General features: G+C 70.9%; 26 protein-coding genes. 11 read left to right on the top strand and 15 right to left on the bottom strand.

The window, feature by feature from the left end; all coding sequences use genetic code 11:
- Window positions 1–97: 97 nt before the first annotated feature.
- Window positions 98–1336: an IS110 family transposase gene (locus VNF07_09085; GenBank protein ID HVB06379.1), complete on the bottom strand. Its 1239-nt coding sequence runs from the start codon at window positions 1334–1336 to the stop codon at window positions 98–100.
- A 300-nt stretch (window positions 1337–1636) separates the two neighbouring features.
- Here VNF07_09085 and VNF07_09080 point away from each other — a divergent pair, with 300 nt between their 5' ends.
- Window positions 1637–2107 (top strand): YbhB/YbcL family Raf kinase inhibitor-like protein, encoded by a 471-nt coding sequence (locus VNF07_09080; GenBank protein HVB06378.1) that lies wholly within the window; start codon window positions 1637–1639, stop codon window positions 2105–2107.
- Window positions 2108–2165: 58 nt separating this feature from the next.
- Here the strand turns inward: VNF07_09080 and VNF07_09075 are convergent, their stop codons facing one another.
- The 9 genes from VNF07_09075 to VNF07_09035 form a co-directional block, all read right to left on the bottom strand.
- Complete coding sequence (locus VNF07_09075) at window positions 2166–3743, bottom strand: ABC transporter substrate-binding protein (protein HVB06377.1); 1578 nt, start codon at window positions 3741–3743, stop codon at window positions 2166–2168.
- A gap of 165 nt (window positions 3744–3908) precedes the next feature.
- Entirely contained in the window at window positions 3909–4994 is a 1086-nt protein-coding gene (locus VNF07_09070) for a zinc-binding dehydrogenase (GenBank protein HVB06376.1), read from the bottom strand.
- A gap of 75 nt (window positions 4995–5069) precedes the next feature.
- Complete coding sequence (locus VNF07_09065) at window positions 5070–5405, bottom strand: hypothetical protein (protein HVB06375.1); 336 nt, start codon at window positions 5403–5405, stop codon at window positions 5070–5072.
- A 25-nt stretch (window positions 5406–5430) separates the two neighbouring features.
- Window positions 5431–6330: an AAA family ATPase gene (locus tag VNF07_09060; GenBank protein HVB06374.1), complete on the bottom strand. Its 900-nt coding sequence runs from the start codon at window positions 6328–6330 to the stop codon at window positions 5431–5433.
- The gene (locus tag VNF07_09055) at window positions 6327–7391 is read right to left on the bottom strand and encodes an oligopeptide/dipeptide ABC transporter ATP-binding protein (protein ID HVB06373.1); all 1065 of its coding nucleotides are present in this window, start codon (window positions 7389–7391) and stop codon (window positions 6327–6329) included. The genes VNF07_09060 and VNF07_09055 overlap by 4 nt, the downstream gene beginning before the upstream one ends.
- Window positions 7388–8422: an ABC transporter ATP-binding protein gene (locus tag VNF07_09050; GenBank protein ID HVB06372.1), complete on the bottom strand. Its 1035-nt coding sequence runs from the start codon at window positions 8420–8422 to the stop codon at window positions 7388–7390. Before VNF07_09050 ends, VNF07_09055 begins: the two co-directional genes overlap by 4 nt.
- Window positions 8419–9297, bottom strand: coding sequence for an ABC transporter permease (locus tag VNF07_09045; protein ID HVB06371.1), 879 nt, complete (start codon window positions 9295–9297; stop codon window positions 8419–8421). The genes VNF07_09050 and VNF07_09045 overlap by 4 nt, the downstream gene beginning before the upstream one ends.
- The gene (locus VNF07_09040; GenBank protein ID HVB06370.1) at window positions 9281–10246 is read right to left on the bottom strand and encodes an ABC transporter permease; all 966 of its coding nucleotides are present in this window, start codon (window positions 10244–10246) and stop codon (window positions 9281–9283) included. The genes VNF07_09045 and VNF07_09040 overlap by 17 nt, the downstream gene beginning before the upstream one ends.
- A gap of 27 nt (window positions 10247–10273) precedes the next feature.
- Window positions 10274–11323 (bottom strand): cupin domain-containing protein, encoded by a 1050-nt coding sequence (locus tag VNF07_09035; protein HVB06369.1) that lies wholly within the window; start codon window positions 11321–11323, stop codon window positions 10274–10276.
- 391 nt (window positions 11324–11714) lie between these two features.
- Between VNF07_09035 and VNF07_09030 the strand changes: the two genes are divergently transcribed.
- Window positions 11715–13019: a Rieske 2Fe-2S domain-containing protein gene (locus VNF07_09030; protein ID HVB06368.1), complete on the top strand. Its 1305-nt coding sequence runs from the start codon at window positions 11715–11717 to the stop codon at window positions 13017–13019.
- 54 nt (window positions 13020–13073) lie between these two features.
- Here the strand turns inward: VNF07_09030 and VNF07_09025 are convergent, their stop codons facing one another.
- On the bottom strand, window positions 13074–14135 hold the full coding sequence (locus tag VNF07_09025; GenBank protein HVB06367.1) for a cupin domain-containing protein: 1062 nt from the start codon (window positions 14133–14135) through the stop codon (window positions 13074–13076).
- 127 nt (window positions 14136–14262) lie between these two features.
- Between VNF07_09025 and VNF07_09020 the strand changes: the two genes are divergently transcribed.
- Window positions 14263–14568, top strand: a complete 306-nt coding sequence (locus VNF07_09020) for a hypothetical protein (GenBank protein ID HVB06366.1) — start codon at window positions 14263–14265, stop codon at window positions 14566–14568.
- 46 nt (window positions 14569–14614) lie between these two features.
- On the opposite strand, the gene VNF07_09015 is transcribed toward VNF07_09020, so the two are convergent.
- From VNF07_09015 to VNF07_09005, 3 genes are all read right to left on the bottom strand, one after another.
- Entirely contained in the window at window positions 14615–15076 is a 462-nt protein-coding gene (locus tag VNF07_09015; GenBank protein ID HVB06365.1) for a hypothetical protein, read from the bottom strand.
- A complete protein-coding gene (locus VNF07_09010) occupies window positions 15073–15243 on the bottom strand; it encodes a hypothetical protein (GenBank protein HVB06364.1) in 171 nt (56 codons plus the stop codon). Before VNF07_09010 ends, VNF07_09015 begins: the two co-directional genes overlap by 4 nt.
- Before the next feature lie 100 nt (window positions 15244–15343).
- Complete coding sequence (locus VNF07_09005; GenBank protein ID HVB06363.1) at window positions 15344–16003, bottom strand: ArsR family transcriptional regulator; 660 nt, start codon at window positions 16001–16003, stop codon at window positions 15344–15346.
- A gap of 173 nt (window positions 16004–16176) precedes the next feature.
- Between VNF07_09005 and sufB the strand changes: the two genes are divergently transcribed.
- From sufB to VNF07_08965, 8 genes are all read left to right on the top strand, one after another.
- On the top strand, window positions 16177–17622 hold the full coding sequence (gene sufB / locus VNF07_09000; protein ID HVB06362.1) for a Fe-S cluster assembly protein SufB: 1446 nt from the start codon (window positions 16177–16179) through the stop codon (window positions 17620–17622).
- Window positions 17622–18368 (top strand): Fe-S cluster assembly ATPase SufC, encoded by a 747-nt coding sequence (gene sufC, locus VNF07_08995; GenBank protein HVB06361.1) that lies wholly within the window; start codon window positions 17622–17624, stop codon window positions 18366–18368. Before sufB ends, sufC begins: the two co-directional genes overlap by 1 nt.
- Window positions 18365–19681 carry a Fe-S cluster assembly protein SufD gene (sufD, locus tag VNF07_08990; protein ID HVB06360.1) on the top strand — a complete coding sequence of 439 codons (1317 nt, stop codon included), beginning with the start codon at window positions 18365–18367 and terminating at the stop codon, window positions 19679–19681. The genes sufC and sufD overlap by 4 nt, the downstream gene beginning before the upstream one ends.
- Complete coding sequence (locus VNF07_08985) at window positions 19678–20931, top strand: cysteine desulfurase (protein HVB06359.1); 1254 nt, start codon at window positions 19678–19680, stop codon at window positions 20929–20931. Before sufD ends, VNF07_08985 begins: the two co-directional genes overlap by 4 nt.
- On the top strand, window positions 20928–21380 hold the full coding sequence (locus VNF07_08980) for an SUF system NifU family Fe-S cluster assembly protein (protein ID HVB06358.1): 453 nt from the start codon (window positions 20928–20930) through the stop codon (window positions 21378–21380). The genes VNF07_08985 and VNF07_08980 overlap by 4 nt, the downstream gene beginning before the upstream one ends.
- A gap of 2 nt (window positions 21381–21382) precedes the next feature.
- Window positions 21383–21937, top strand: coding sequence for a putative Fe-S cluster assembly protein SufT (gene sufT / locus VNF07_08975; GenBank protein HVB06357.1), 555 nt, complete (start codon window positions 21383–21385; stop codon window positions 21935–21937).
- Window positions 21938–22093: 156 nt separating this feature from the next.
- On the top strand, window positions 22094–22447 hold the full coding sequence (locus VNF07_08970) for a YciI family protein (protein HVB06356.1): 354 nt from the start codon (window positions 22094–22096) through the stop codon (window positions 22445–22447).
- 11 nt (window positions 22448–22458) lie between these two features.
- On the top strand, window positions 22459–23685 hold the full coding sequence (locus VNF07_08965; GenBank protein HVB06355.1) for a DUF6596 domain-containing protein: 1227 nt from the start codon (window positions 22459–22461) through the stop codon (window positions 23683–23685).
- A gap of 16 nt (window positions 23686–23701) precedes the next feature.
- Here the strand turns inward: VNF07_08965 and VNF07_08960 are convergent, their stop codons facing one another.
- Window positions 23702–26434: an EAL domain-containing protein gene (locus VNF07_08960; protein HVB06354.1), complete on the bottom strand. Its 2733-nt coding sequence runs from the start codon at window positions 26432–26434 to the stop codon at window positions 23702–23704.
- Window positions 26435–26453 lie beyond the last annotated feature (19 nt).

Raw genomic sequence — 26453 nt, 5'->3', positions numbered from 1 at the left:
CCCTAGGGTGAAATGCCTTCTCCAGGCACCGACTTGGGCGCGCGCGTCGAGGCCGCGGTCCGGCAGGAACGGGTGAAGTTGTCGGTGGACTGAAGGGCTATGCAGCCTTCTCGATCAAGCTGACGTCGAAGCCGAGCGCCTCGATCCGCCGAGCGAGTCGCTTCGCCTCGACGGCCGGATCGTGACGGCGCTCGAAGTAGTCGGCACCGGGGTCTTCGAACAGTTGGCCTGTGCTGAGCAGGTGCCAGATGGTGAACAGCATCGAGTTCGCGACCGCGACGGCCGCCTTGTTCGCACCCCGCCGTCGGGCGATACGCGCGTATTGGGCCGAGTAGTAGCTGTTCTTCGTGCGCGCCGCGGAGCGAGCTGCCTCGACGAGGGCGCGCCGCAGCCACTGCGAGCCGTGGCGCGTGCCCGCCGGCCGGCGCTTGCCGGCGGACTCATAGCTCGCCGGTGCCATACCCGCCCAGGCGCAGAGCTGGCCGGGACTCGGGAAGCGGCTCATGTCCGCGCCGGTCTCGGCGACGATCACCTCGGCGGTCCTCCTCGAGATCCCCGGCAGCGAGGTGACGATCGCGACCGCCGCTTCAAAAGGGGCGAGCCGTGTCGTCACCTCCGCGGTGAGGGCCCCGATCGAGGCGTCGAGGAAGTCAATGTGGGCGATGATCTGGCGACAGACGATGGCGTGGTGCTCACCGAAGTGGCCCGACAGGGCTTCCTCGAGACGGTCGATCTTCTTGCGCATCGTGCCCTTGGCCATCTGGGCCAGGACGGAGGGATCACGGATGCCCGAGATGAGCGCCTCGATCATCTCGCGGCTGGACACGCTCCAGACCGCAGAGGCGACCGAGGTGAGCTTGATGCCGGCATCTTGGAGGACCTTCTCGAGGCGCTGGATCTCGCGGGCGCGGGCGTCTGACTGGGTCTTCCGGTAGCGGGTGATCTCGCGCAGCTCGCGGATCTCGGGTGGTGGGACGAACGAGGGTCGAACCATGCCGTGTGCCGCGACGTCAGCCAGCCACTCCGCGTCGGAGAGGTCGCTCTTTCGGCCGGGGACGTTCTTCACGTGCTGCGCGTTGCACAGCCACAGCTCGTCGAACAGTCCCTCGAGGGCGTAGTAGACGGGCTTCCAGTAGACGCCGGTCGCCTCCATCGCCACGGTGCCGACCGCAGCGCCCGAAAGAAAGGCCGCGAGCTCGCCGAGTCCCTTGCGAGTCGTGGCGAAGCTCTGCTTGCTCACCTCGAACTCACCGCTCGGATCGGCGATGCGACAGCACGCGACGACGGTGTCCCGATGCACGTCGAGCCCGGCGACCCGATCTCTGATCCGCTTCATCAACCATCACCTCCGTCAAATTGACCTGGAGGCTGTCGGGGGAGGACCTGGCGAAGCGAAATCTAGGGTTCGTGCTCGTAGCGACAGTCGGAGGTCCTCCACGGTCCTCGCGTCAGACTAATTGCGCGCTCTCGGCTGCAAGGAAAACTCGACGACCGCGCCCGACAGCCATCGCGAGCATTTCATGGGTCGAGGGTGGCCGCCAGGCCCATGGGGACTAATGCGTGCGCGCGATCCGGGCGGTCGTCGGCGCCCGCCGGGGCCGCTAGAACGGCGCGCACGTTCGAGAAGGGAGCGGGCATGCAACTGCGCAGCGACGACTTCGAGGAGGGCGGCGCCCTCCCGGCGCGGGCCGCACATCCCTACGCGGCTGGGGAGAACCTGAGCCCGCACCTCGCCTGGGAGGGAGCGCCGCCCGGCACGGCCTCCTTCGCGCTCACGTGCTGGGACCCGGACGCGCCGACGGGAGTCGGCTTTGTCCATTGGGTGCGCTTCGACATCCCCGCCGGGGTCCACGAGCTCGCGGCCGGCTCGGGAACGGCGGCGGGGAGCTGGGTCGACGGCTTCACCGACTGGGGGGAGCCCCGCTACGGCGGGATGGCGCCCCCTCCGGGGGACGAGCCCCACCACTACATCTTCACCGTCTACGCCCTCGGTGTCGCCTCGCTCGGCCTCGACGCGACGACGACCTACGCGAAGTTTCGCTTCCTTTCCGCCGAGCACGTCCTCGCCAGCGCCCAGCTCGTCGGGCGCTTTAGCGTCGCGGGCTGAGCGCGGACGCGGAACGGGCCCGGGTCGCTGCCCGGGCCCGTTCCGCATCGCTCGTGACCTAGGAGAAGTAGGCGCTCTCCCAGGGGAACAGCGAGTACGGCGTCGCCGGCAGCCCGTGCAGGTTCTTCGCGACGATGTTGTACGGGTTCGTCGCCGCGATGTCGTCCCACGGGGTGACGCTCGACAGGTAGTTGTTGAGCTTGTGGTAGTCCGCGACCCGCGCCGCCCGGCCGTAGCTCGACCGTGCGGCGAGGATCAGCTTGTCAGCGACCGCGCTCTTCAGCCCGTTCTGGGTGAGGGCGCTGCCGGAGTAGAACCACCGGTAGGCGATGTTGTCCGGGTCGGGGAGTCCCGGCGAATTGATCTGCAACGCCGCGTAGGTGAGCGCGTGGAGGTTGGTGATCAGCGTCGCCGTCGTCACCGGCTGGATCTGCGCGTTGATCCCCACCGCCTGCCACTGCGCCTGCAGGGCGTCGGCCAGCTGCACCTGGGTCGGCACCGCGGAGACGAGCATGTTGAAGGTCACGCTGCCCCCGAGCTGCTTCACGATCGCCTGCGCCTTGGCCGGGTTGTAGGAGGGGTAGCCCCTCAGGTTCCCCGAGTAGGCCCAGCTCGCCGGCGGGAAGACGCCCTCCACCGGCTTGAAGACGTTGTGATAGAGCGCCGCGTCGATCGCCTTCGGGTTCGTCGCGTACGTCACGGCCTGTCGCAGCAGGGCGTTGTCGAACGGCGAGTGGGTGAAGGAGAAGGTCACGTAGGTGATCGAGGCCGCGACGCCGTGCGAGACCCTGAGACTCGGATCAGCCTTTGCCTGCAGGATCTGGGGCACCGCGCCGATGTCGACGAAGCTCAGCCAGGCCTGCGCCGTCCCGGACTGGAGGGCCGTGAGGGCGTTCGCGTCCGAGGTGACGGTCTCGACCGTGACCTCGTCGAGGTGCGGCTTGCCGCCCCAGTAACCGGTCCAGCGGACGAAGTTCGCCACGGACCCGGGGGTGCCGCTCTGGAACTTGTAGGGGCCGGTGCCGACGGGGTCGTTGGTGAAGCTCGCACCCTCGGCCTGGTAGGCCGTCGGTGAGACCATCAGCGCGCACTGCTGGGTGGCGAGCAGCGGGATGAGGCCGGCGTCACGGGCCGACAGGTGGATCACCACGGTGTAAGGGCCCGAGGCGACGACCGAGGTCACGACCGCGAGGTAGGAGGTGCACTCCGAGTTCACCGTCGCGCTCGCGTAGCGCTCGAGGTTCCAGACCACCGCCGCGGCGTTGAAGGCCGTGCCGTCCTGGAACTTCACGTGCTTGCGGAGCTCGATCGTGACGGCGAGGCCGCCACCGGTCACGTGGTAGCCGGTGGCGAGCGAGTTGAGCTCGATCGAGTTGGTCGCCGGGTTCATGTTGAACAGCGGGTCCCAGACGGGGAACATCGCTGCCGTCCCCGGCGGGATGTTCGGCAGGAACGGGTCCATTCCGACCCAGGCGCCGCTCGCCTGGACGCTGACGACGGTGAGGTGGCCGCCGTTCTTGCCCGGAAGGACAGGGGCGTGCGGTTTCACGCTCGCCGCCGCCGGCAGGGCCAAGGTGGCGGTGACGAGGAGGGCGGCGAGTGTGCCGGCCCAGGACTTGAATCGTGTTCGTCTCATGCGTATCCCCTATCCCCCTCCGGTGACCGGAGGGGCCCGAAGAAGCCTCCCCACAAACGGTGGCACGCGGTGCGCCCCGCCTCATCGCAGATCCGTCGTTCCTCCTCTCACTCGGCGGCCGGTGTGATCAATCGCCCGCGCGGCCGCCGGCAGCGGCGGCGCGCCTCAGGTCCACGGGTCGACGCTCACGTGGATCACGTCGCTCGTCCCGGTGCGGCGGATGGCGGCGTCCACCTCGCTCAGCGCGAGCGCCGGCGCGGTGATCTCGCGGTAGGGCAGGCGACCGTGCGCGAGGTAATCGATCGCCCAGTCGACGGCGCGGTAGCTGTGGCCGCGCACCCCCTTCAGGGTGAGCATGCGGGCGCGCATCGCCCCCATGTTCACCGTAGGCGTCGGCTCGCCGACCGCGCAGACCATCGTCCCCCGCATGTGCAGGCAGTCGATCCCCGACGCGAGGGTCTGCTCGTTGCCGGCGGCGACGTCGACGACGACGTCGGCCATCTCGCCGTTGGTGAGCTCGCGCACCACCTCGACGAGCGACTGCTGCTCGACGTCGACGGTGCGGTCAGCACCGAGGCGTTCACCCATCTCGAGGCGTCCCTTGTCCTTGGTGAGGCCGGCGACGATGACGAGCGAGGCGCCCGCCTCCTTGGCGGCGACGACGGCGCCGAGGCCCTGCTGCCCCGGACCGATGACGATCACCGCCTTACCCGGCGCCGCCCCGCCCTCGCGGTAGGCCCACTCGTAGCCGTTGGAGAGCGGCAGCGCGAGCGGCACCTCGTGGGCCGGGATCGACTCCGGCACCCGGTGCCACATCGTGTTCGGGTGCAGGTACATGTACTGGCTGTAGCCACCCCACAGCCCGGGCGCGACGTCGAGGCCGGTGGAGCCGAAGCGGATCACGCCCGCGCCGCCGGCGAAGGTGTCGGTCTCGGCGCACAGCCGGGCATCGCCGCTGCGGCACAGCCGGCAGTGGCCGCAGGGGATGTACTCCTCGATCATGATCCGGTCGCCCTCGCGCAGCCCCCAGCGCCGCTCGGCGTCCGGGCCGAGCTGGTGCACGGTGCCCACGACCTCGTGGCCGAGAATCCGGTCGGGGCCCTGGCGCTTCAGGTAGGCGCCGACGTCGCTGCCGCAGACCCCCGTCGCTTCGACGCGCATCCAGCCGCCGTCGCTCCCGACCTCGGGCACCTCGATCTCGCGTACCTCGGACTCGCCGAGCCCGACCACCACCGACGCAAGCGTCTTCATCTCGTCAACCCCCTGCACGCCACCGGCGTGCCATCGCACAACCTCTGACCCCTCTCGAGGGGCGCCTTCCCTTCCCTACGGCACCTCCACGTCCGGCAACACCGTAAGGAGGAGATCCCTGACGGTCATCGAGGAGAGCCCCGAGATCCCCGAGCGCAGCGGCGGCCGCGGCCGCGGCGGCTGCTCGCCGCGGCGCAACAGCTCGACGATCACCCGCACGCGCTCGCGCTCCAGCTGCTCGATCGCCTCGGTCGCCGTGTCGGCCTCGGCCGCGCAGTCCGGCAGCTCCGGGTACTCGGCGCGCCGCACCCACTCGCCGTCCTCGCGCTCGACGGAGTAGATGACCGCCACGTAGGGGACCGCGAGGAACTCCCCGTAGCGGTCGAGCTCGCGCTCGAGGTCCGCGGTCATCGGGCCAGCTCCGGAGGCGTCCTGGTCATCGCGCGACGCGCTCCTTGGCCTTGGAGTAGAGGAGGTCGAGGCTGAGCTTGGAGGGGTCGAGCGCGGTCTCGGTGCTGCTTGCCAGCACGTCGGCGATGAACTTGCGGGTCTGACGGCCGTCGATGCCGAGGAGCACCTCGGCGACCTCGGCGAGCTCCGGCTGGTCGGCGATCTCGACGGGCCCGGGGAAGAGCCGCTGCAGCTCCCGGAGGGTGTCGGCGAGGATGTCGCGGATCACGTTCGCCGTCGGCAGCGGGAGCTCGACGACGGCGTCGGCGCGCGAGGTCACGGCCTCGTCGAGGAGCCCCGGGAGGTTCGTCGTCCCGACCACGAAGGCCCCCGCGATCTCGCGTGCCAGCCAGTCCAACGCCCCGAGGAGCGCGGCGGTGCCGCGGAAGACGTCGGCGGGGTTGATGTCCATCGAGGCCTGCGAGCGCGCGACGGCGAGCACCTCGACCTCGTCGAGGACGACGATCAGCGGGCCGGCCTCGGCGAGCTGGGGGAGCTCCTCCTCGAAGAGCTGCACGATGTTGCGCTGGGTCCGGCCGAGCAGCTCGGAAGGGAGGATGTGCATGTTCACGTCGACGACGCGCACCTGGCCGTAGCGGTCGCCGAAGACGCGCGCCACCTCGCTGCCGAGGCCGCGGGCGAGCGAGGTCTTGCCGATCCCGGGAGGGCCCGAGAGGAGCACGAGGCCGTGCAACGGCAACCCCACGCCGCCGAGGCCGTGCTTGCGGAGCTCGATGGCGAGGATCGCGTGGTTGAGGATGCGTTCTTTGATCTCCTCCGGCACGATGATGCGGTTCCAGTTCTCCGCGAGGGCTGGATTGTCGTGCGCCGACGTCACCGTGAGCGCGTCGCTCACATACGAGTGGTGCCCACCGTCAAAGCTCATGTCGTCTCCCCGGTCACGGTGATCTCGGTCGCCCCGTGCGCGGCGGTCGCGACGGGTTGTGGTGCAGCGGCGGTCTCGGTCGAGGCGAGGAGCGGGAAGTGGCACGCCACGGCGTGCCCCGCCCGCAGCTCGACGAGCGGCGGCTCCTTCTCGGCGCAGACCGGCTGCGCGTAGGGGCAGCGGGTGCGAAAGCGGCACCCCGACGGCGGGTCGGCGGCCGAGGGGAGCTCGCCCGTGAGGCGGATGCGCTGGGTCGTCGCCTCCTCGTCGGGGATCGCCGAGAGGAGGGCCGCCGAGTAGGGGTGCAGCGGCGCAGCGAAGAGGTCCTCGGCCGGCGCCGTCTCGACGAGCTTTCCGAGGTACATCACGGCGACTCGGTCGCTCACGTGCTTGGCGACCGAGAGGTCGTGGGTGATGAACAGATAGGAGAGCGAGAACTCCCGCCGCAGCTTCTCGAAGAGGTTGAGGATCTGCGCCTGCACCGAGACGTCGAGCGAGGAGACGGGCTCGTCGCAGATCAGGAGCTGGGGATGGAGCGCGAGGGCGCGTGCCACCGCGACGCGCTGGCACTGGCCGCCGGAGAGCTCGCGCGGGCGCCGCCGCCCGTGCAGGGTGATGTCGAGGCCCACCGCCTCGAGGAGCTCGGTGACGCGGGCGCGTCGCTCCTGCGCGTTGCCGATCCCGTTCACGAGCAGCGGCTCGGCGACGATGTCCTCGACGTGGTAGCGGGGGTCGAGCGAGCTGTAGGGGTCCTGGAAGACGACCTGCAGGCCGAGGAGGCCGCGCCGCAGCGAGTCGCCGGTCAGCTGCGTGAGGTCGCGGCCGTTGAAGCGCACCGACCCGGAGATCGGTCGCGGGAACTGCAGGATGGCGCGGGCGAGCGAGGACTTCCCGCAGCCCGACTCGCCGACGAGCGCGAGGGTCTCGCCGGGCGCGATCGAGAAGGTGACGCCCGAGACGGCCTGCACCCGTCGCCGCGCCCCCCGCCCCGAGGTCGCGAACTCCTGAACGAGACCCTCGACCTCGAGGAGCATCTCGGTCCCGCTCTCGATGACGCTCACAGCGGGAACCAGCAGGCGTATTCCTGCCCCGGCTCGTCCCCCGCGAGCGGCGGCTCGGCCTCTCGGCAGCGGTCCTGCGCGTAGCGGCAGCGCGGCGCGAAGGGACAGCCCGCGGGGAGGTGGCTCGCGTCCGGCGGTCGCCCGGAGAGGGCGGGGAACACGCTGTGCGGCGTGTCGGTGATGCGCGGGACCGAGTCGAGGAGCCCCCGCGTGTAGGGCATCCGCACCCGCCGGCGGAGCGTCTGGGCGGCGGCCCGCTCGACGATGCGGCCGGCGTACATCACGCCGATCTCGTCCCCGTAGCTGAAGGCGAGGCCCATGTCGTGGGTGATCAGCAACAGGCCCATGTCGAACTCGCGCTGCAGGCCCTGCAAGAGCTCCATGATCTGGGCCTGCGTGGTGACGTCGAGCGCCGTCGTCGGCTCGTCGGCGATGAGCACCTTCGGCTTGCCCGAGATCGCGATCGCCATCATCACCCGTTGGCGCATCCCCCCCGAGAGCTGGTGGGGGTAGTCGTGCGCCCGCTCGGCGGCGAAGGGGATGCCCACCAGGTCGAGGAGCTCGATCGCCCGCTTGGAGGCGTCGTCCCTGCTGAGGCCGAGGGTCTCGTGCACCCCCTCGGCGATCTGCGCGCCGACCCTGATGGTCGGGTTGAGCGAGCGCGTCGGGTCCTGGAAGACGATGCCGATCCCGCGGCCGCGGATCGCGCGCCACTCCTTCTCGCTGCGGCCGAGCAGCTCCTCCCCGTCGAAACGGATCGATCCGCTCGACGAGAAGCTGTTCGAAGGGACGAGGCCGAGGATCGAGCGCGCGGTGACCGACTTCCCCGAGCCCGACTCGCCGACGAGCACGAAGGTCTTGCCGCGGGTGAGCTCGAAGGAGACGCCGCGCACGGCGTGGACGTCGCCCGCCTTCTGGCGGAAGGTGACGTGCAGGTCGCGCACCTCGATCAACCGTTCGCCACCGGAGGCCTCGGCGTCGGGGAGGAGGTGGCTCGGCACCTCGATTTCGGGGGTGCGCACCTGGTTCATCGGCCGAACCTCGCCCGGACCTGCTCGCCGACGAGGTTCAGGCAACAGACGGTGACGAAGAGGAAGGCTCCGGGGACGATCACGTTGATCGGCGCCGTCTCCAGGTACTGGGTGCCGGCGTAGACCATGTTCCCCCAGCTCGGGGCGGGGGGCCGGATGCCGGCGCCGAGGAAGGAGAGCGTCGCCTCGACGAGCATCACCACCGAGACGGTGATCGGGAAGATCGTGATCAGGCTCGGGACGATGTTCGGGTAGATGTGCCGGAGGGTGATGTGGCGCCGGCGCGCCCCCATGATGCGCGTCGCGACCACGAACTCGCGCTCGCGGATCCGCAGCGTCCCCGCGCGTGAGAGCCGGGCGTAGTTCGGGACCGAGAGCACCGTGAGGGCGATCCCCTCGTGGAACTCGCTCGGGCCGAGGTACTCGGCGATGATGAGGGCGAGGATGAGCGCCGGGAAGGCGAGCTGCACGTCGATGAGGCGCATCAGCGCGGTGTCGAGGGCGCCGCCGAAGTAGCCCGCGAGCATCCCGAGGTTGCTGCCGATCAGCACGCCGGCGAGCGTCGCCCCGAGGCCGACCTCGATCGACACCCGCCCCCCGACGAGGCTCCGCGAGAGCAGGTCGTTGCCGAGCGGGTCGGTGCCGAGCAGGTGGCCCTGCTGCCCGAGGCCGAGGTTCGCGTTCGCGAGGTTGCCGTCCTGGTAGGCCGGCAGGTGGAACAGCGCGGGGCCGAAGAAGCAGGCGAGCACCATCAGCAGGAGGATCCCGAGCGGGATCATCATCGCGAGGTTGCCCTTCAGGCGGATCGAGCGCGCCCGGCCGTCGAGCAGCGCGCCGAAGCGCCGGAGGGGGACCGCCTCAGTGGGCAGAGCCATAGCGCACCCTCGGGTCGAGCAGCAGGTAGGCGATGTCGGTGAGCAGATTGGCGACCACCACGGAGAGGCAGATCACGCCGACGAGCCCCTGCACGACCGGCGAGTCCTTCTGCTGGACCGACGAGTTGAGGAGCCCCCCCATGCCAGCGAGGTTAAAGACGGTCTCGGTGACGACGGCGCCCCCGATGAGCACCCCGACGTTCGTGCCGAGGACGGTGATGAAGGAGAAGAGCGAGTTCTTGAAGACGTGACGGATGAGCACCCGCCACTCGCTGAGGCCCTTGGAGCGGGCGGTGAGGACGTACTCCTCGCCGTAGAGCTGGTCGACCATGTCGCCGCGGAGGATCCGCGAGTAGGTGGCGAAGAAGGCGAAGCCGAGCGCCACCCCCGGCAGGATCATGATCCGCAGGTTCTGCCAGAGGTTCTGGGTGATCGGCACGAAGCCGACCGAGGGCACGATCTTCAGCTTGACGGCGAAGACGAGGAGCAGCAGCGGCCCGAGCACGAAGCCCGGCATCGAGAAGCCGACCATCGCGACGCCGCGGCCCATCCAGTCGGCAGCCTTCATCGGGCGGCGGGCGGCGAGGATCGAGGCCGGGACGGCGGTGATCACCGCAAGGAAGATCCCGAGGCAGATGAGCTCGAGGGTGACCGGGAAGCGCTGCACGATCTCGGAGGCCACCGACTGCTGGGTCTGGTACGAGTAGCCGAGGTGGCCGTGCAGCGCCTGCCAGAGCCAGGAAAAGTAGCGGTAGAGCAGGGAGTGGTTGAGCCCGTACTTGAGGTCGAACTGGTGGATCGACTCCGGCGTCGCGCTGGTGCCGAGCACGGCGAGCGCGGTGTTCCCCTGCTGGAGGTTGACGAGGAGGAACGAGACGAAGGTCGCCGCGAGCGCGACGGGGACAAGATGGATCGCCCGCCGCCAGATGATCTGCAGTGCTTGGTTCACCCCCGCCCGCTTTCTGCCGCGATGCCCTTACCGACCACCTGCCGAGCTGCGCTCCAGCACCGCTTGTCGCGGCGAGAGGTAGAGGTAGGGGAACTCGCGCTTCGCGGCGCGCTCGAAGAAGTAGCGGATGCCGAAGGCGATCCGCACCATCTCTGAGGGGACGTCCCCCTCGTTCACGTGGCGGTGCGGCGTCTGCGGGCCCGGCACGTGGAAGGCGGTGCCGGTCTTCCACGGGACCTTCTCGTCGCCGACGGTCGAGTACCCCTCCCCCTGGAGGATGTAGAGGTGCGCCTCCATGTGGGCGTGCATCCCGCCGTACTCGTGCGGGGGATCGGTGAGCAGGCCGCTGATCTCGACCTCGTGCATGCGCACGTCGTTGGTGTCCTTGCCGATGCGCATGTAGCCGAGGATCTGGGACTTGTGGAAGCCCGGTGGCAGGCTCGCCATGCCGTCGAGGTCGCCGAGGATGAGCGGATGCTCGGGGTCGAACTCGGGCATCTCGTTCGGCATCGTCGGCACGCCGTCGCCCTCGCCCTTGCTCAGGATCGCGTCCTCGCGGTGCAAAAGCACCCGCGAGCCGTCCGCCGCGTAGCCGTTCGGCGAGGTCTCGACGTCCGGCTCGGTGGTGGTGCGCCCCCAGTCCTCGACCTGCACGGTGCGGTGCAGCCCGCAGAAGTGCTCGAGGTGGGGGGAGAGGACCGACAGGTAGCGGGCGGTCGTCTCACCGGTGTTGAAGTGCTGGTGCACCGCGCCGAAGGGGATCGCGACGAGGCTGTGCTTCTTCCAGTCGTAGCGCACGTTGTCGACGACGCTGTAGCCCTCGCCCTCGACGATGAGCACCGCCTCCTCGCCGTGCTTGTGCGCCCCGGAGTGCGCGTGCGGGGGGATCTCCGCGATCATCGTGACCGTCCCCCAGGTGCGGAAGCCCGTCTCGGGGGCGACCATCAGGGCGGCGCGCGCGTCCTGGCGCGTCTCCACCCACTCGAGCTCCTCCTCGTGGATGTTCTTGCGGGCCAGCCGTCGCTCTTCCTCGGCCCGGTCCCACATTCCGAGCCAGTTGTCGTAAAAGTTCGTCACCGCGTCCCCTCCCGCCGGAATCGCACTCCTCCCGGCCCCCGATTCCCCCTCGTCAACATTTCGAACGGATGTCTCCGGTGCTGCCCTTGCAGCGCCGGCTTCCGCCCTGCACACAAGAACGCCCTGCTAGCGGTGCTTGTCCCGCCCCAGCGGGGCACGCTACCACGCTCGGTGACTTGTCAACCCCGCAAACTTTTGCATGGCTGAGGAGCGGCGCGAGGCGCCCGCGCGGGTCCCTTGTCCTTGGCGGAAGAACTGCGTTTCGGTTACGGAGCCCGCAACGCGCGCCGCGGCGACGCAGTCCGACACGACTGCGCCGGAGTGGCCGCGCGGTACTATCGGCCCGCTCCGGGGGTGGGGTCCGCCGCGGCTTGGCGGGACGAGGGGGTTCATGCCGACTTTCGTGAACGACACCGAGCTGTTGAACCAGACGGGCCCGGGCACCGAGCTCGGCGAGCTGCTGCGGCGCTTTTGGGTGCCGGCGCTGCCCGCCGACGAGCTCCCCCTCGGATGGTCCGCCCCGGTGCGCGTCCAGCTGATGGGCGAGCGGCTCGTCTGCTTCCGGGACATGGAGGGGCGGATCGCCTTCTTGCAGGAGCTCTGCGCGCACCGCCGCGCTTCGCTGTTCTTCGGCCGCAACGAGGGCGAGAGCTCGCCCGACGGCCAGGTCGGGCTGCGCTGCGCCTACCACGGCTGGAAGTACGACGTCGACGGCCGCTGCATCGACATGCCGAACGAGCCGGCGGCCAGCCGCTTCAAGGAGCACGTGCAGCTGACGAGCTACCCGGGCGTCGAGCGCGGCGGGATCATCTGGGCCTACATGGGGCCGGCGGAGCTGATGCCGGCGCTCCCCGAGCTCGAGTGGGCGATCGTCCCCTCCGAGCAGCGCTTCGTCTCCCGGCGCCTCGAGAACACGTGCTTCACCCAGGCGATGGAGGGCGGGATCGACTCGAGCCACGTCTCGTTCCTGCACGCCGACATCGGTTACTGGTCCGGGAGCGGCCCGCTCACCCAGTCCCGGCTGCTGAACGCCGACACCGCGCCGCGCTTCTTCATCGAGCCGACGGAATACGGCCTCCTCATCGGCGCCCGAAGGAACGCTCCCGACGGCGGTTATTACTGGCGGATCACGCAGTGGCTGATGCCCTGGTACACCTTCATTCCGCGCGACGGGGACGGTGCGATCGGTGCGCACGCCTGGGTGCCGATCGACGATACGCACTGCATGGCGTGGAGCATCACCTATCACCCCGAGCGAGCGCTCAACGCGCGCGAGCGGGAATTCTGCACGAACGGTCTGGGAATTCACGCGATCTGCCTGCCGGGGACGAACATCCCCATCCAGAACGAGCACAACGACTATCTCATCGACCGCCGCCTGCAGGCGCACATGATCTCGATCAGCGGAATTTCCGGGGTCGGCACCCAGGACTCGGCGATGCAGGAGAGTATGGGACCGGAGTTCGACCCCTCCCGCGAGCGCCTCGGGAGCTCGGACGCGGCGATCGTCGCGTCGCGCAGCCGCCTCGTCGCCGAGGCGCACGCGGTCCGGGACGGGGGAACGCCCTCCGGCCTCGAGCCGGTCGCGCAGCGGGTGCGCTCCACCACGGCGATCCTCACCGAGGAGGAGTCCTGGGTCGAGGCCACGGCGGAGTCCCGCCAGGCGGACTCGCGGCACTACTCGACGCTCGGCTGAGCCGCCGCCCTGGCGCCGGCTTTCGCCGGGCCGGGGCGGGCTCGCGGTCGGCCCTCAGCTCCGCCCGGCCGAGCTCCGCTCGAGGACGGCCTGACGCGGCGAGAGGTAGAGGTAGGGGAACTCGCGCTTCGCCGAACGCTCGAAGAAGTAGCGGATGCCGAAGGCGATGCGGACCATCTCGGAGTGCTCGTCGGACTCGTTGACGTGACGGTGGGGGGTCTGCGGCCCCGGCACCCACCATGCGCTGCCCTTTCTCCACTCCACCTTCTCGTCACCGACCGTCGTGTAGCCGTGGCCGGCGAGGCAGTACAGGTGCGCCTCCATGTGCGCGTGCATCCCGCCGTACGCGTGCGGCTCGTCGGAGAGGATGCCGCTGATCTCGTTCTCGTAGACCCGGAAGCCGTTCACCTCGCGGCGGCAGCTCATGAAGCCGACCCCCGACGAGCCGCCGTGGTGCATGCCGACCGGAAGGCGGCCCATGCCGTCGAGGTCGCCGAGGATGAGGGGGTGCTCGGGGTCGAACTCCGGCATCTCCGCGGGTATCTCGGGGACGGGCACCCCGTCGGTCTCCCCGCCCTGGCGGGTGCCGTCCTCGCGGTGCAGCACGATCCGGTTGCCCTCCGGGGCGAGGCCGTCCGGCGAGCGCTCGACGTCGGGCTCGGTGCTCGTCATGCCGAAGGGCTCGACCTGGATCGTGCGGTGCAGGCCGGCGTAGTGCTCGAGGTGGACCGAGAGGATCGAGACGTAGCGGACCGTGTCATCCCCGGTGTTGAAGTGCTGGTGCACCGCGCCGAAGGGGACGGCGACGACGCTGTGGCGCTTCCAGTCGTAGCGGATGTTGTCGATCACGCTGTAGCCCGTGCCCTCGACGATGAGGATCGCTTCTTCGCCGTGTTTGTGGGCTCCGGTGTGCCCACCGGAAGGGATCTCAGCGGTCATCGTCGTCGTCCCCCAGGTCCGGAATCCGGTCTCCGGGGAGATCATCAATGCCGCGCGGAAATCCTGCGCGGTCTCGACCCACTGGAGCTCCTCTTCATGGATATTGCGTCGTGAAGCGGCTCGCTCTTCCTCGGCCTTGTCCCACATGCCGAGCCAGTTGTCGTAGAAATTTGCCATACCGCCCCCCTGTAAATGGACCCTCCGCAAAATAGCGCTGAGCGGGTCGCGACGCTCGGGGAATCCGCGCGCGACCGGCGCGGGCCGGCGATTGCTGCCGAGGACGCGCCTCTGGGAGAATGGGCGGGTGCCCAGGCGTCCCCTCCTCACCGCGCTGTCCTGCGGCGCTGTGGTCGGGGGAGGGACGCTCATCGGGCGACGCCTCGGCTACGAGATGGGGCCGAACCTCGTCGTGCGCTGCCGGAGGGGCCACCTCTTCACGACCGTGTGGTTCCCCGGCGCCACCGTGAAGTCCCTCGACCTCGTGATCGCGCGGCTGCAGCGCTGCCCGGTCGGCGGCCACCTCAGCCTCGTGACGCCGGTGCGGGAGCGGGAGCTGAGTGACGCGGAGCGCACCGCCGCGCACGCCGTGCACGACCTGCGCCTCCCCTGAGGGACACCGACGGGCGAAGTGACCGAACCGGCCGAGTGGGTCGCCTTCAGGCTCCCGGCAGCGAGGTGTAGGCGGCAAAGCCGCGCTCCTTGATCTCCGCGAGCGTCGCTCCGAGGCTCCCGGCCTCGGCCGCCCCGGCCGGGAAGTGGAAGGTGCCGCGCCGCGCCCCGGCAGCGATCAGGCCGCGGGCGAGTTGCTCCGCCGCGGCCGACGGGGCTCTCCCGTCCGCCGTGTCCGCGTCATCCGTGCCGTGCAGGACGAGCTCGATCGTCGTCGTGCGGCCATCGATGCTCGTCGCCCCGACGAGGAATCTGCGGCGCTGTTCGCCTGGCGGGAGCGCCTGCACGGCGAGCATCGAGGCGAGCGCCGGGTGGCGGGAGGCCTCGCAGGGACAGAACGCCGCCTCGTCCTCATAGGAGTAGGCGAGGACCTCGCCGCAGGCCGGGCAGCGGCCGTAGTGGGCCTCGTCGTGCGCGAGGCGCTCCTCGCTGCGCGGGTCGCCGCTCATCGGCGCGCGCGCATCGCGTGCAGGAGCGCGCGGCCCACGTTCGCCTCCTCCCGCTCGAGGCGACGCAGTGCGAGGCGCCGGGCGTAAGCGATTGGGTCACGGCGGGCCGCGAACAGATGACGTGTAAAGCGCAGCGCCGTGGCGCCGCGCGGGAGCGCCCGCTTCATGGGCTCGATGTTAGGAAGCTGCCGGACCGTCGAGCGGCAGAGCCAGCCCCGAGTGCTCAGGCGGCCGAAAGGCGAGGCAGCCGGCCGCAACGGCCAGAACTCAGTGGGTCTGCAGGAGCGGGCGAATTTCGTAGCCGCAGACGAAGGCGCCGGCAACCTTGTGCGAGAAGCGCTCGATCGAGGCGCCTGGGAGCACCTCGCGCAGAAGGTCGAGCTCGGAGTCGCAGGTCTCCCCGTACTGCGAGGCGAGCGCCCAGATCGCGCAGTTGTGGAGCGTGAGGCGGTACGTCTCGCCCGCCGACCGCTCGACGTCGGCGAGGTAGCCCTCGCCGTCGAGGAGGCGCACGAGGGCATCCATCTTCGCCTCCAGGCCCTCCTCGCCGGCGAGCAGGTCGCGCACCTGGTCGACGCGGTGCCCGCGGCGGCGGTCGAGGATGCGGGGGAGCAGCTGCGGGTCCTCCTCGGCCATCAGGTCGAGCAGCTCGCGGGTGAGGCCGTCGGCGCCGCTCTGGAAGTGGGCATCGGCGAGCTCGGTCGAGTGGAAGATGTCCGCCGGGCGGCCCGGACGCCCACGCGCCTGGCGGGAGCTGATCACCCCGGACGACTTGAGGGTCGCGAGATGCTGGCGGACGCCGCTCGCAGTGATGCCGAGATCCTCGGCGAGCTCCTCGGCGGTCGCTTCGCCGCGGCGCTTTAGCGCGACGAGGACCTGTCGCTGCGCCGGCGAGAGGCCGGCGAGCGCCGGTGGGGCGCTGCTCATGCCTGTCAATGTACCCTCGACCCCTCGTTCTCGCTAGTTTGGCAAGTAACAACTTTCGAATCTAACCTGTGCGCAGGCTCCGGCGGCTCCGCCCGTGGGACGTGGTCGGCGCCACGAAGGAGACGAGGTTCAGAGATGGCCAGTGCGTCAGGAGAGGGCTGGAGCGGCGTGCGATGACTGAGGTGCAGAGCGAGGTCCGCGACCTCGCGAGCCGCGAGTACAAGTACGGTTTCGTCACCGACCTCGACGCCGACGCCGTCCCCCGTGGCCTCGACGAGGGCGTGATCCGTGCCATCTCCGCGAAGAAGGATGAGCCGGAGTGGCTGCTCGAGTGGCGGCTGCGCGCCTTCCGCTTCTGGCAGACGATGCGCGAGCCCACCTGGCAGAACGTCCACTACGACCCGATCGACTACCAGGACATGATCTACTACTCGGCCCCCAAGCCGAAAAAGGTGCTGGCGAGCCTCGACGAGGTCGACCCCGACGTGCGCGCGATGTTCGACAAGCTCGGGATCTCCCTCGCCGAGCAGGAGCGGATGAGCGGCGTCGCCGTCGACGCGGTCGTCGACTCGGTCTCGGTCGCCACGACCTTCAAGGCCAAGCTCGCCGAGGCCGGCGTGATCTTCTGCTCCTTCTCCGAGGCGGTCCACAACCACCCCGACCTCGTCCGCAAGTACCTCGGCTCGGTGGTCCCCTTCCGGGACAACTTCTTCGCGACGTTGAACTCGGCGGTCTTCTCCGACGGCTCCTTCTGCTACGTGCCGAAGGGCGTCCGCTGCCCGATGGAGCTCTCCACCTATTTCCGGATCAACGCCGCCGAGACCGGGCAGTTCGAGCGCACGCTGATCATCGCCGACGAAGGCGCCTCGGTGAGCTACCTCGAGGGCTGCACGGCGCCGATGCGCGACGAGAACCAGCTGCACGCCGCGGTCGTCGAGCTCGTCGCCCTCGACAACGCGCAGATCAAGTACTCGACGGTGCAGAACTGGTACCCCGGCGACGCCGAGGGGCGCGGCGGGATCTTCAACTTCGTCACCAAGCGCGGCAAGTGCGCCGGCGTGAACTCGAAGATCTCCTGGACCCAGGTCGAGACGGGCTCGGCGATCACCTGGAAGTACCCGGGGGTCGTCCTGCAGGGGGACAACTCGGTCGGCGAGTTCTACTCCGTCGCCCTCACCGCCAACCACCAGCAGGCCGACACCGGGACCAAGATGCTGCACATCGGGAAGAACACCCGCTCGACGATCCTCTCCAAGGCGATCTCGGTCGGCCACGGGCAGAACACCTACCGGGGCGCGGTGAACGTGCTGCGCTCGGCGCACAACGCCCGCAACCACACCCAGTGCGACTCGCTCCTCATCGGCTCCCGCTCTGGGGCCTACACCTTCCCCTACATCGAGGTGAAGCACCCCTCCGCGCAGGTCGAGCACGAGGCCTCGACCTCCAAGATCGGTGAGGACCAGCTCTTCTACTGCCGCCAACGGGGGATCTCCGCGGAGGACGCCGTCTCGATGATCGTGAACGGCTTCTGCCGCGAGGTCTTCAAGGAGCTGCCGATGGAGTTCGCCGTCGAGGCGCAGAAGCTGCTCAACGTGAGCCTCGAGGGGAGCATCGGCTGATGCTCGTGATCGAGGACCTGCACGCGAAGGTCGGCGAGGTCGAGATCCTGCGGGGGATCGACCTCGAGGTCGGCCCCGGCGAGGTGCACGCGGTGATGGGGCCGAACGGCTCGGGGAAGAGCACGCTCGCGAACGTGCTCGCCGGGCGCGAGGACTACACGGTGACCTCCGGCAAGGTCACCTTCGACGGCGTCGACCTGCTCGCCCTCGCCCCCGAGGAGCGCGCCGCCGCCGGTGTCTTCCTCGCCTTCCAGTACCCCGTCGAGATCCCCGGCGTCGGCAACATCGTCTTCCTGCGGGCCGCGCTGAACGCGATCCGCCGCAGCCGTGGCGAGGAGGAGCTCGACGCGATGGACTTCCTCGCGATCGCCAAGGAGAAGATGAAGATCGTCGACATGGACGCGAGCTTCACCGGCCGCGCGGTGAACGAGGGCTTCTCCGGCGGCGAGAAGAAGCGCAACGAGATCTTCCAGATGGCCGTGCTCGAGCCGCGCCTCGCGATCCTCGACGAGACCGACTCCGGCCTCGACATCGACGCCCTGCAGTCGGTGGCGGCCGGCGTGAACGCGCTCCGCGACCCGGCGCGCTCGATGCTCGTGATCACCCACTACCAGCGCCTCCTCGACTACATCGTCCCGGACCGGATCCACGTGCTGCGCGCCGGGCGGATCGAGCGCTCGGGGGACAAGGAGCTCGCCCTCGAGCTCGAGGCGCACGGCTACGGCGCCGGCGAGGGCGGGAAGTGACCGCACTAACGGCGACCCTCGACTGGGCGGGCCCCCTCCCCGTCGAGGACAGCGGCGACGACAGCTGGCTCGGCGCGCTGCGGCGCGAGGCCTACGCGCGCGCCGCCGCCCAGGGCTTCCCGACGCGAAAGCACGAGGACTGGCGTTACACCCGTCTCGCGCCGCTGCTCGCGCTCGAGCTCTCCGTCGCCGCGGATGCGCCCGCGCCCGAGGAACTCGCCGCCCTCGACGCCCGCGTCCCGGATCTCGGCGGCGCCCGCGTCGTGTTCGTGAACGGACACCTCGACAGCTCCCGCTCCCGCCTCGGCGGGGACGCGGCGGGCTTTCGCGTGAAGGCGCTCGCGCAGGCGCTCGTCGAGGACCGCGCCGTCCTCGAGGCGCACCTGCGCGCCGCGCTCGCCACCTCGGACACCTTCGGCTCGCTCAACACCGCCTTCGCCGCGGACGGCGCCTACCTCGTGATCGACGAGGAGGCGGTGATCGAGGCGCCGCTCCACCTCGTCTTCCTGCAGAGCCGCACGGCCGGGCCGCTGCTCGTGAGCCCCCGCACCGTCGTCGTCGCCGGCGCGCACAGCCGGGCGACGGTCGTCGAGAGCTACTACGGCGCCGCCGACGGCTGCTACCTCGACAACGCGGTCACCGAGATCGTGCTCGGCGCGGGCGCGACGCTCTCCCACTACAAGGTGCAGCTCGAGGGTGAGCAGGCCTTCCACCTCGCCGCCCTCGACGTCCGCCAGGGTCGCGACAGCCACTTCTCTTCGCAGTCGCTCGCGCTCGGGGGGGCGATCGCCCGTCACGAGGTGCAGGTCCACCTCACCGGCGAGGGCGCCTCCGCCGAGGTGAACGGCCTTTTCATGCCCCACGGCGAGCAGCAGCACGACAACCCGACGACGATCGCCCACGACGCCGGCCACTGCGTGAGCCGCGAGCTCTACAAGGGCGTGGTCGACGACCGGGCGCACGGTGTCTTCAACGGCAGGGTGCTCGTCGCCCTCGACGCCGGCGGCACCGACGCCAGCCAGGCGAACAAGAACCTCCTCCTCTCGGACCAGGCCGAGGTGGACACCCGCCCCCGCCTCGAGATCCTCGCCGACGACGTGAAGGTCTCCCACGGCGCGGCTGTGGGGCAGCTCGACGACGAGGCGCTCTTCTACCTCCGCTCGCGGGGCATCCCCGAGGAGGCCGCCCGCCAGCTCCTCATCTCGGGGTTCGTCGGCGAGCTCCTCGAGCGCTTCGAGCCGGCGCTCCTGCGCAGCCACGTGCACGAGCTCGTCGCCGAGCGGGTGCCCGTTGCGAGCCGGGCCGGCCGATGACCACCCCCGTCGCCGAGGCGGCGCTGCTCGGTCGCCTCGACATCGAGGCGCTGCGCGCCGAGTTCCCGATCCTCTCCACCCGTCCCTACGGCAAGCCCCTCGTCTACCTCGACTCGGCGGCGACGAGCCACAAGCCGCAGGTCGTGCTGGACGCGATCACCGCCTTCTACGCCGGCCACAACGCGAACGTCCACCGCGGCGTGCACTACCTCTCTGAGCGGGCGACCGAGGACTACGAGGGGGCGCGGGCGCGCCTCGCCGCCTTCCTCGGGGCCGCCGCGGACTCCGAGGTGATCTTCACCCGCGGCACCACCGAGGCGCTGAACCTCGTCGCCCACAGCTACGGCCGCACCCACCTGCGCGCCGGCGACGAGGTCCTCGTCACCGAGATGGAGCACCACTCGAACATCGTCCCCTGGCAGCTCGTCTGCGAGGAGCGGGGGGCGCACCTCGTCGTCCTCCCGGTCGACGACACGGGCGTCCTCGAGCTCTCGGCGCTCGACTCGCTGCTCAGCGAGCGGACGCGGATCGTCGCCCTCGCCCACGTCTCGAACGTGCTCGGCGCCGTGAACCCGGTGCGCGAGGTCGCGGCGCGCGCGCACGGCGTCGGCGCGGTCGTCGTCGTCGACGGCGCGCAGGCCGTCCCGCACCTGCCGGTCGACGTCGCCGAGCTCGGCTGTGACTTCTACGCCTTCTCGGGCCACAAGATGTACGGGCCGACCGGCATCGGGGTGCTCTGGGGGCGGCGCGAGCTCCTCGAGGAGATGCCCCCCTACCAGGGCGGTGGCGACATGATCCGCACCGTGCGCTTCTCGGGGACGACCTACGCCGCGCCGCCGCAGCGCTTCGAGGCCGGGACCCCGGACCTCTCGGGCGCGGTCGGCCTGGCGAGCGCGGTCGGCTTCCTCGAGCGCATACGCGGCGAGGGGCTGGAGCGCCACGAGGCCGCGGTCCTCTCCTACGGCACGGCCGCCCTTGAAGCGGTGCCCGGCCTCACCCTCGTCGGGACGGCGCCCGCCAAGGTCGGCGTCCTCTCGTTCACCCTCGCCGACGTGCACCCGCACGACATCGGCACGATCCTCGACCGCGAGGGGGTCGCGGTGCGCACCGGCCACCACTGCGCGCAGCCGCTGATGGAGCGCCTCGGCATCCCAGCGACGGCGCGCGCCTCGCTCGGCTGCTACTCGACGACGACCGAGATCGACGCGCTCGTCGCCGCGCTGCACAAGGTGGAGGAGGCCTTCCGGTGAGCGAGCTCGGCGACCTCTACCAAGAGGTGATCATCGAGCACTCGAAGTCGCCGCGGAACTTCGCGGTGCTCGCGGACGCGACGGCGACCGTCGAGGCCTACAACCCGCTCTGCGGGGACCAGATCACCCTCTATCTGAAGATGGCCGACGGCCGCATCGCGGACATCTCCTTCCAGGGCCAGGGCTGCGCGATCTCCAAGGCCTCGACGTCGCTCATGACCCAGGCGCTGAAGGGCGAGGACGAAGAGACGGCGCGCGCGCTCTTCGCAGAGGTGCACACGCTGCTCACCGAGGGGCCGGACGCCGTCGCCGAGCCGGAGCACCTCGGCAAGCTCGCGGTGCTCTCGGGCGTCTCGGAGTACCCGGCGCGGGTGAAGTGCGCGAGCCTCGGCTGGCACGCGCTGAAGAGCGCCCTCGACGAGGGCGCGCAGCCGGTGTCGACGGAGTGACGATGAGCGAGGCCCGCAGCCCGGTGATCGTCTCTCGCATCTGCGAGGCGACCCTCATCCCCGGTGGCACGAAGATGCTGCTGCACGAGGGGGAGGAGGTCTACGTCACCCAGTCGCTCGGCGGCACCTTCACGGTGACGACGATGCGCGGCTACCTCGCGCGCGTCGCCGGCGCGGACGCCGACGCGCTCGGCCTCGAGGCGCCGGAGGAGGCCCCCGCGGCAGCGGCTGGCAGCGGCGCCCCCGCCGACCTCGAGCAGGTGCTCGAGGAGCTGAAGAGCGTCTTTGACCCGGAGATCCCCGTCAACGTCGTCGACCTCGGCCTCATCTACGGCTGCGAGCTCAGCGAGGCGCCCGGGGGCGGCCAGCGCGTCGAGATCAAGATGTCGATGACCGCGCCCGGCTGCGGGATGGGCGACGTCCTCGCCGACGACGCGAAGACCGCCGTCGCCGCGCTGCCGGGCGTCGAGGAGGTCGACGTCGAGCTGGTCTGGGACCCGCCGTGGGACCTCTCGCGGATGTCCGAGGCGGCCCGCCTGCAGCTCGGCATGTACTGATCCGAGGGCTCCTCCCAATCACGCGAACGGCGAGGCGCGGGCGAGATCGGCCAGGTCGACGCTCATTTTCCGTCGCCGGTGTTTTCCCCGTCGACGATGTCGATCGGGCGGAGAACCGTTCGTCGTTTCGGTGTAGGCATCTACAGGAGGTAGGCGATGAAGTACATGCTGCTGATCCACACCAACGGCTCGGACTGGGAGGACCCGGCGGAGGCCGAGGCGATGATGGGCGAGTACATGGCGTTCACCCAGTCGATCGTCGAGAGCGGCGAGCTCGTGAGCGGTGACCCGCTCGAGGGCCCCGACACGGCGACGACGGTGAAGGTGCGCGGGGGGACGACCTCCACGACCGACGGCCCCTTCGCCGAGGTGAAGGAGTTCCTCGCCGGCTACTACATCGTCGACGTGAAGGACCTCGACCGCGCCCTCGAGCTGGCGGCGAGGATCCCCGACGCCCGCACCGCGGGCATCGAGGTGCGCCCGATCCGCGAGATGGGGATGCCGAGCTGAACCCTGAGCACGTGCTCGAGGCCGCGCTCCGCGAGGAGCGCGGCCTCGTGCTGGCCTCGCTCATCAAGAGCTGCGGCGACTTCGACCTCGCCGAGGACGCCCTCCAGGAAGCCGCGGTCGAGGCGCTGCGCCACTGGGGGGAGCGCCCCCCCGACCGCCCCGCGGCGTGGCTGCTCACGACGGCGCGCCGCAAGGCGATCGACCGGGCGCGCCGCGAGGTGCGCGGCAGCGAGCTCAGCGCCGCGGCGGGCGACCCCGCTGTCGAAGAGACCTACCTCGAGGACCCGGGGCCGGTCGCCGACGAGCGGCTGCGGCTGATCTTCACGTGCTGCCACCCGGCGATCGCCCCCGACGCCCGCGTCGCCCTCACGCTGCGCACCCTCGGGGGTCTCACGACCCCCGAGATCGCCCGCGCCTTCCTCGTCCCGGAGGCGACGATGGCGCAGCGCATCGTGCGCGCCAAGCGCAAGATCGCCGCCGCGCACATCCCCTACCGCGTGCCGCCGGCCGAGCAGCTCCCCGAGCGCCTCGCCTCGGTGCTGGCGGTGATCTACCTGATCTTCAACGAGGGCTACAGCGCGAGCGCCGGCGACAGCGTCGTCCGCCACGAGCTGTGCAACGAGGCGGTGCGCCTCGGCGAGGTGCTCGCCGCGCTCGTCCCCGACGAGCCCGAGGTGCGTGGCCTGCTCGCCCTGCTGCTGCTGCACGACGCCCGGCGGGCGACGCGCCTCGACCGGCGCGGCGACCTCGTCCTCCTCCCCGACCAGGACCGCAGCCAATGGGACCACAAGCAGATCGCGCGCGGCGTGGCGCTCGTCGAGGACAGCCTCGTCGCGAGCGGCGGCCGCCCCGGCCCCTACGCGCTGCAGGCGGCGATCGCCGCGTTGCACGCCGAGTCCGGAGAGGGCGGGGCGACGGACTGGCGCCAGATCGCCCTCCTCTACGGCGAGCTGCTGCGGGTGCTGCCGACGCCGATCGTCGCCCTCAACCGCGCCGTCGCCGTCTCGATGGCCGACGGGCCCGCCGCGGCGCTCGGCCTCGTCGAGGCGCTCGCTGGCGACGAGGTGCTCGCCCGCACCTACCTGCTTCCAGCGACGCGCGCCGACCTCCTCCGCCGCCTCGGCCGCACCGCGGAGGCGGCCGAGGCCTACCAGCGGGCCTTTGAGCTCGCGCCGACCGCACCCGAGCGCGCCTTCCTCGAGCGCCGGCGCGACGCGCTGCTGCGCGGCGAGGGCTGAGCGCGCTCCCGCGGGATCAGGCGACGACGCGCTGGCGCCGGCGTGCCGGCCGGGCGATCGTCGCCATTCCCGCCCGCTCTGGCGGCAGCAGCGCCTCGAGCGCGAGGTCGCGCAGCGGGAGGGAGAGGTAGTGGCCCTGCGCGACGGTGCAGCCGAGCGCGCGCAGGTGCAGCAGCTGCTCCTCGGACTCGACGCCCTCGACGACCGTCGTCGAGCCGATGGCCTTGGACATCGTGATCACCGCCGAGACGATCGCCGACTTCACGGGGTCGCTCGCGATCCCCTCGACGAAGGTGCGGTCGATCTTCACGACGTCGATCGGGAAGCTCGCGAGGTAGCCGAGGGCCGAGTAGCCGGTGCCGAAGTCGTCGATCGCGACGCGCGCCCCGAGGTCCTTCAGCCGCGCCAGCACCTCGTTGGTGCGGGCGACGTCCTCCATCGCGAGGCTCTCGGTGATCTCGAAACAGAGCTGGGCGGGATCGACGCCGGTGCGAGCGAAGACCTGCTCGATGTCGCTGATGAGCGCGGGGTCCTGGAACTGGCGGGCGGAGAGGTTGATCCCGACGGCGATCGGGGCGGCGAAGTCCTCGGCCCAGGCGCGCGCCTTGCGGCACGCCTGCAGGAGCACCTCGCGCCCGAGCGGCAGGATGAGGCCGGTGTCCTCGGCGAGGCCGATGAAGTGCTCGGGGGAGAGCACACCGCGTTCGGGGTGGTTCCAGCGGACGAGGGCCTCGACGGCGACGAGCGTCCGCTTCGCGACCGAGTAGAGGGGCTGGTAGTAGACCTCTATCTGACCGCGCTCGAGGGCGCGGCGGAGGCCCGCCTCGAGGTCGATGCGCTCGGCGGAGCGCAGCCCCATCGCCCCCGCGTCGAAGAGCCGGAAGGTCCCGCCCCGCCCCACCGCCTTGGCCTGGTACATCGCGACGTCGGCGTCGTGCAGCACGTCGTCGCGTCCCGCTCCCGCCCGGCTGAGGCCGATGCCGACGCTCACGCTCGCGACCACCTCGTGGCCGTCGGGGAGGGTGATCGGCGACCGCAGCGCCTCGAGGATGCGCTCCGCGGCGGCGGCGGCCTCGCCCTCCTGCACGTCCTCGAGCAGCAGCGTGAACTCGTCCCCGCCGAAGCGGGCGAGCGTGTCCCCAGGGCGCAGCGTCGCCGCGATCCGCTCGGCGATCGCCATCAGCAACGAGTCGCCGACGTGGTGGCCGAGGCTGTCGTTCACGATCTTGAAGCGGTCGACGTCGCAGAACAGCACGGCGTGAAGGCCGTGGTTGCGCTCGGCCCGGCGGAGCGCGTGGTCGAGGTGGTCGAGGAAGAGGCGACGGTTGGGCAGCGAGGTGAGCGCGTCGTGGAAGGCGTGGCGGGCGAGCTGCTCCTCGAGCTGCTTGCGCTCGCTGATGTCGCGAAAGACGAGCACGGCGCCGGTGACCGTCCCCCCCTCGGCGATCGGGGAGACGGTGCAGGCGACGTCGAACAGGCTCCCGTCGGCGCGCGGGAAGCGGGTGTCGTAGCTCACGCCGTCCGGCGTCGTGAAGGCGCGCTCGGCGGCGGTCACGACAAAGGGCGGCGCGAGCGGCCCCCGGCTCTCCTCGCCGAGCACGGTGACGTCGTCCCGCCCGCCCTGCAGCTCCCAGCCGAGCATGGTGCAGGCGGCGCGGTTGGCGAAGATGACGCGCCCGCTCCGGTCGACCGCGCAGACGCCCTCGCCGAGGCTCGAGGTGATCGCCGAGAGGCGCTCCTGCTGGCGGCGCTTGGACTCGTAGAGGGCGGCGTTCGACAGCGCCCCTGCGCCGACCGCGGCGAGCGCGTCGAGCAGCGACTGGTCCGCGGCGTCGAAGGGTTCGGTGCGGCTGCGGCCGTCGACGCCGAGGACGAGGTCGCCCTCGCCGAGGGGGAGCGCCGAGCTCAGCTCGTAGCCTCCCCCCGCGGGAGCGAGCGCCGCCTCCTGGCAGCGCAACAAGGCGCGCGCCGCGTCGAGGATGTCGCGGGTCACCTCCTTCGCGCCGATCGAACGGTGGACCGCGACCGTCGACTGGAACAGGCCCTGCATCCGGGCGCGGTCGCGGCGCGCCTCGAAGTGGCCGGCGAGCACCTGGCGGAGGATGAGCAGCGGCAGCACCGCGAGCGGCAGCGCCCAGGGGAACGCCGAGGTGACGAGGGCGCAGACGGTGGCGACGACGGTGCCCCCGCCCTCGACGCGCAGGCGGACGTCGAGGCCGTCGAGGATCCCGGACCGCCACGGCGCGCCGGTCGCCCAGAGGATCGCGGCGACCGCGGCGGAGTTCGCGACCGAGAAGATCGCCGCGGCGAGCAACGCCGCCGCCACCACCGTCGCCGAGAGCGGCCGGCCGGCCGCGCCCACGAGGTCGAAGACCGCGGCGGCGACCCCCGTCGCGGCCACCAGCTGACCCGTGTTGAAGAGCGACTTCGCGAGCGGCCGCCGCTTCAGCAGCTGCGCGGTGACCGACGCCGCGCCGAAGACCACCACGGTGAGGTCGGGGCCGACGAGCAGTACGAGCACGACGAGGAAGCCCTCGTCGAGGTGGATCGCCTCGGACTGCTCACCCACGTAGACGAGGAGCGGCCGCAGCCAGCTCCCGAGCACGAGGAGGCCGAAGACCCCACCGAGCACGAGGGCGCGCGTGGAGGGCGTCGCGCCCGAAAGGCGCGCCGACGCGCCGGCGAGCGCGGCGGCTCCGCCGAGCGCGGCGAGCGCGACGACGAGACGGGCGCGGGGCGGGAGGCTCACCGCCTGCGCCCCACGATCG

Source organism: Acidimicrobiales bacterium (genome assembly GCA_035533595.1).
In the GTDB taxonomy this organism is placed as follows: domain Bacteria; phylum Actinomycetota; class Acidimicrobiia; order Acidimicrobiales; family Bog-793; genus DATLTN01.
The sequence above is the reverse complement of the archived record's forward strand: the minus strand, read 5'-3'. Positions and strand labels throughout refer to the sequence as shown.

Coding starts and splice junctions, on each gene's coding strand:
- VNF07_09085 (HVB06379.1), bottom strand. CDS start 1,336: ATGAAGCGGATCAGAGATCGGGTCGCCGGGCTCGACGTGCATCGGGAC.
- VNF07_09080 (HVB06378.1), top strand. CDS start 1,637: ATGCAACTGCGCAGCGACGACTTCGAGGAGGGCGGCGCCCTCCCGGCG.
- VNF07_09075 (HVB06377.1), bottom strand. CDS start 3,743: ATGAGACGAACACGATTCAAGTCCTGGGCCGGCACACTCGCCGCCCTC.
- VNF07_09070 (HVB06376.1), bottom strand. CDS start 4,994: ATGAAGACGCTTGCGTCGGTGGTGGTCGGGCTCGGCGAGTCCGAGGTA.
- VNF07_09065 (HVB06375.1), bottom strand. CDS start 5,405: ATGACCGCGGACCTCGAGCGCGAGCTCGACCGCTACGGGGAGTTCCTC.
- VNF07_09060 (HVB06374.1), bottom strand. CDS start 6,330: ATGAGCTTTGACGGTGGGCACCACTCGTATGTGAGCGACGCGCTCACG.
- VNF07_09050 (HVB06372.1), bottom strand. CDS start 8,422: ATGAACCAGGTGCGCACCCCCGAAATCGAGGTGCCGAGCCACCTCCTC.
- VNF07_09045 (HVB06371.1), bottom strand. CDS start 9,297: ATGGCTCTGCCCACTGAGGCGGTCCCCCTCCGGCGCTTCGGCGCGCTG.
- VNF07_09030 (HVB06368.1), top strand. CDS start 11,715: ATGCCGACTTTCGTGAACGACACCGAGCTGTTGAACCAGACGGGCCCG.
- VNF07_09025 (HVB06367.1), bottom strand. CDS start 14,135: ATGGCAAATTTCTACGACAACTGGCTCGGCATGTGGGACAAGGCCGAG.
- VNF07_09015 (HVB06365.1), bottom strand. CDS start 15,076: ATGAGCGGCGACCCGCGCAGCGAGGAGCGCCTCGCGCACGACGAGGCC.
- VNF07_09010 (HVB06364.1), bottom strand. CDS start 15,243: ATGAAGCGGGCGCTCCCGCGCGGCGCCACGGCGCTGCGCTTTACACGT.
- VNF07_09005 (HVB06363.1), bottom strand. CDS start 16,003: ATGAGCAGCGCCCCACCGGCGCTCGCCGGCCTCTCGCCGGCGCAGCGA.
- sufB (HVB06362.1), top strand. CDS start 16,177: ATGACTGAGGTGCAGAGCGAGGTCCGCGACCTCGCGAGCCGCGAGTAC.
- sufC (HVB06361.1), top strand. CDS start 17,622: ATGCTCGTGATCGAGGACCTGCACGCGAAGGTCGGCGAGGTCGAGATC.
- VNF07_08985 (HVB06359.1), top strand. CDS start 19,678: ATGACCACCCCCGTCGCCGAGGCGGCGCTGCTCGGTCGCCTCGACATC.
- sufT (HVB06357.1), top strand. CDS start 21,383: ATGAGCGAGGCCCGCAGCCCGGTGATCGTCTCTCGCATCTGCGAGGCG.
- VNF07_08970 (HVB06356.1), top strand. CDS start 22,094: ATGAAGTACATGCTGCTGATCCACACCAACGGCTCGGACTGGGAGGAC.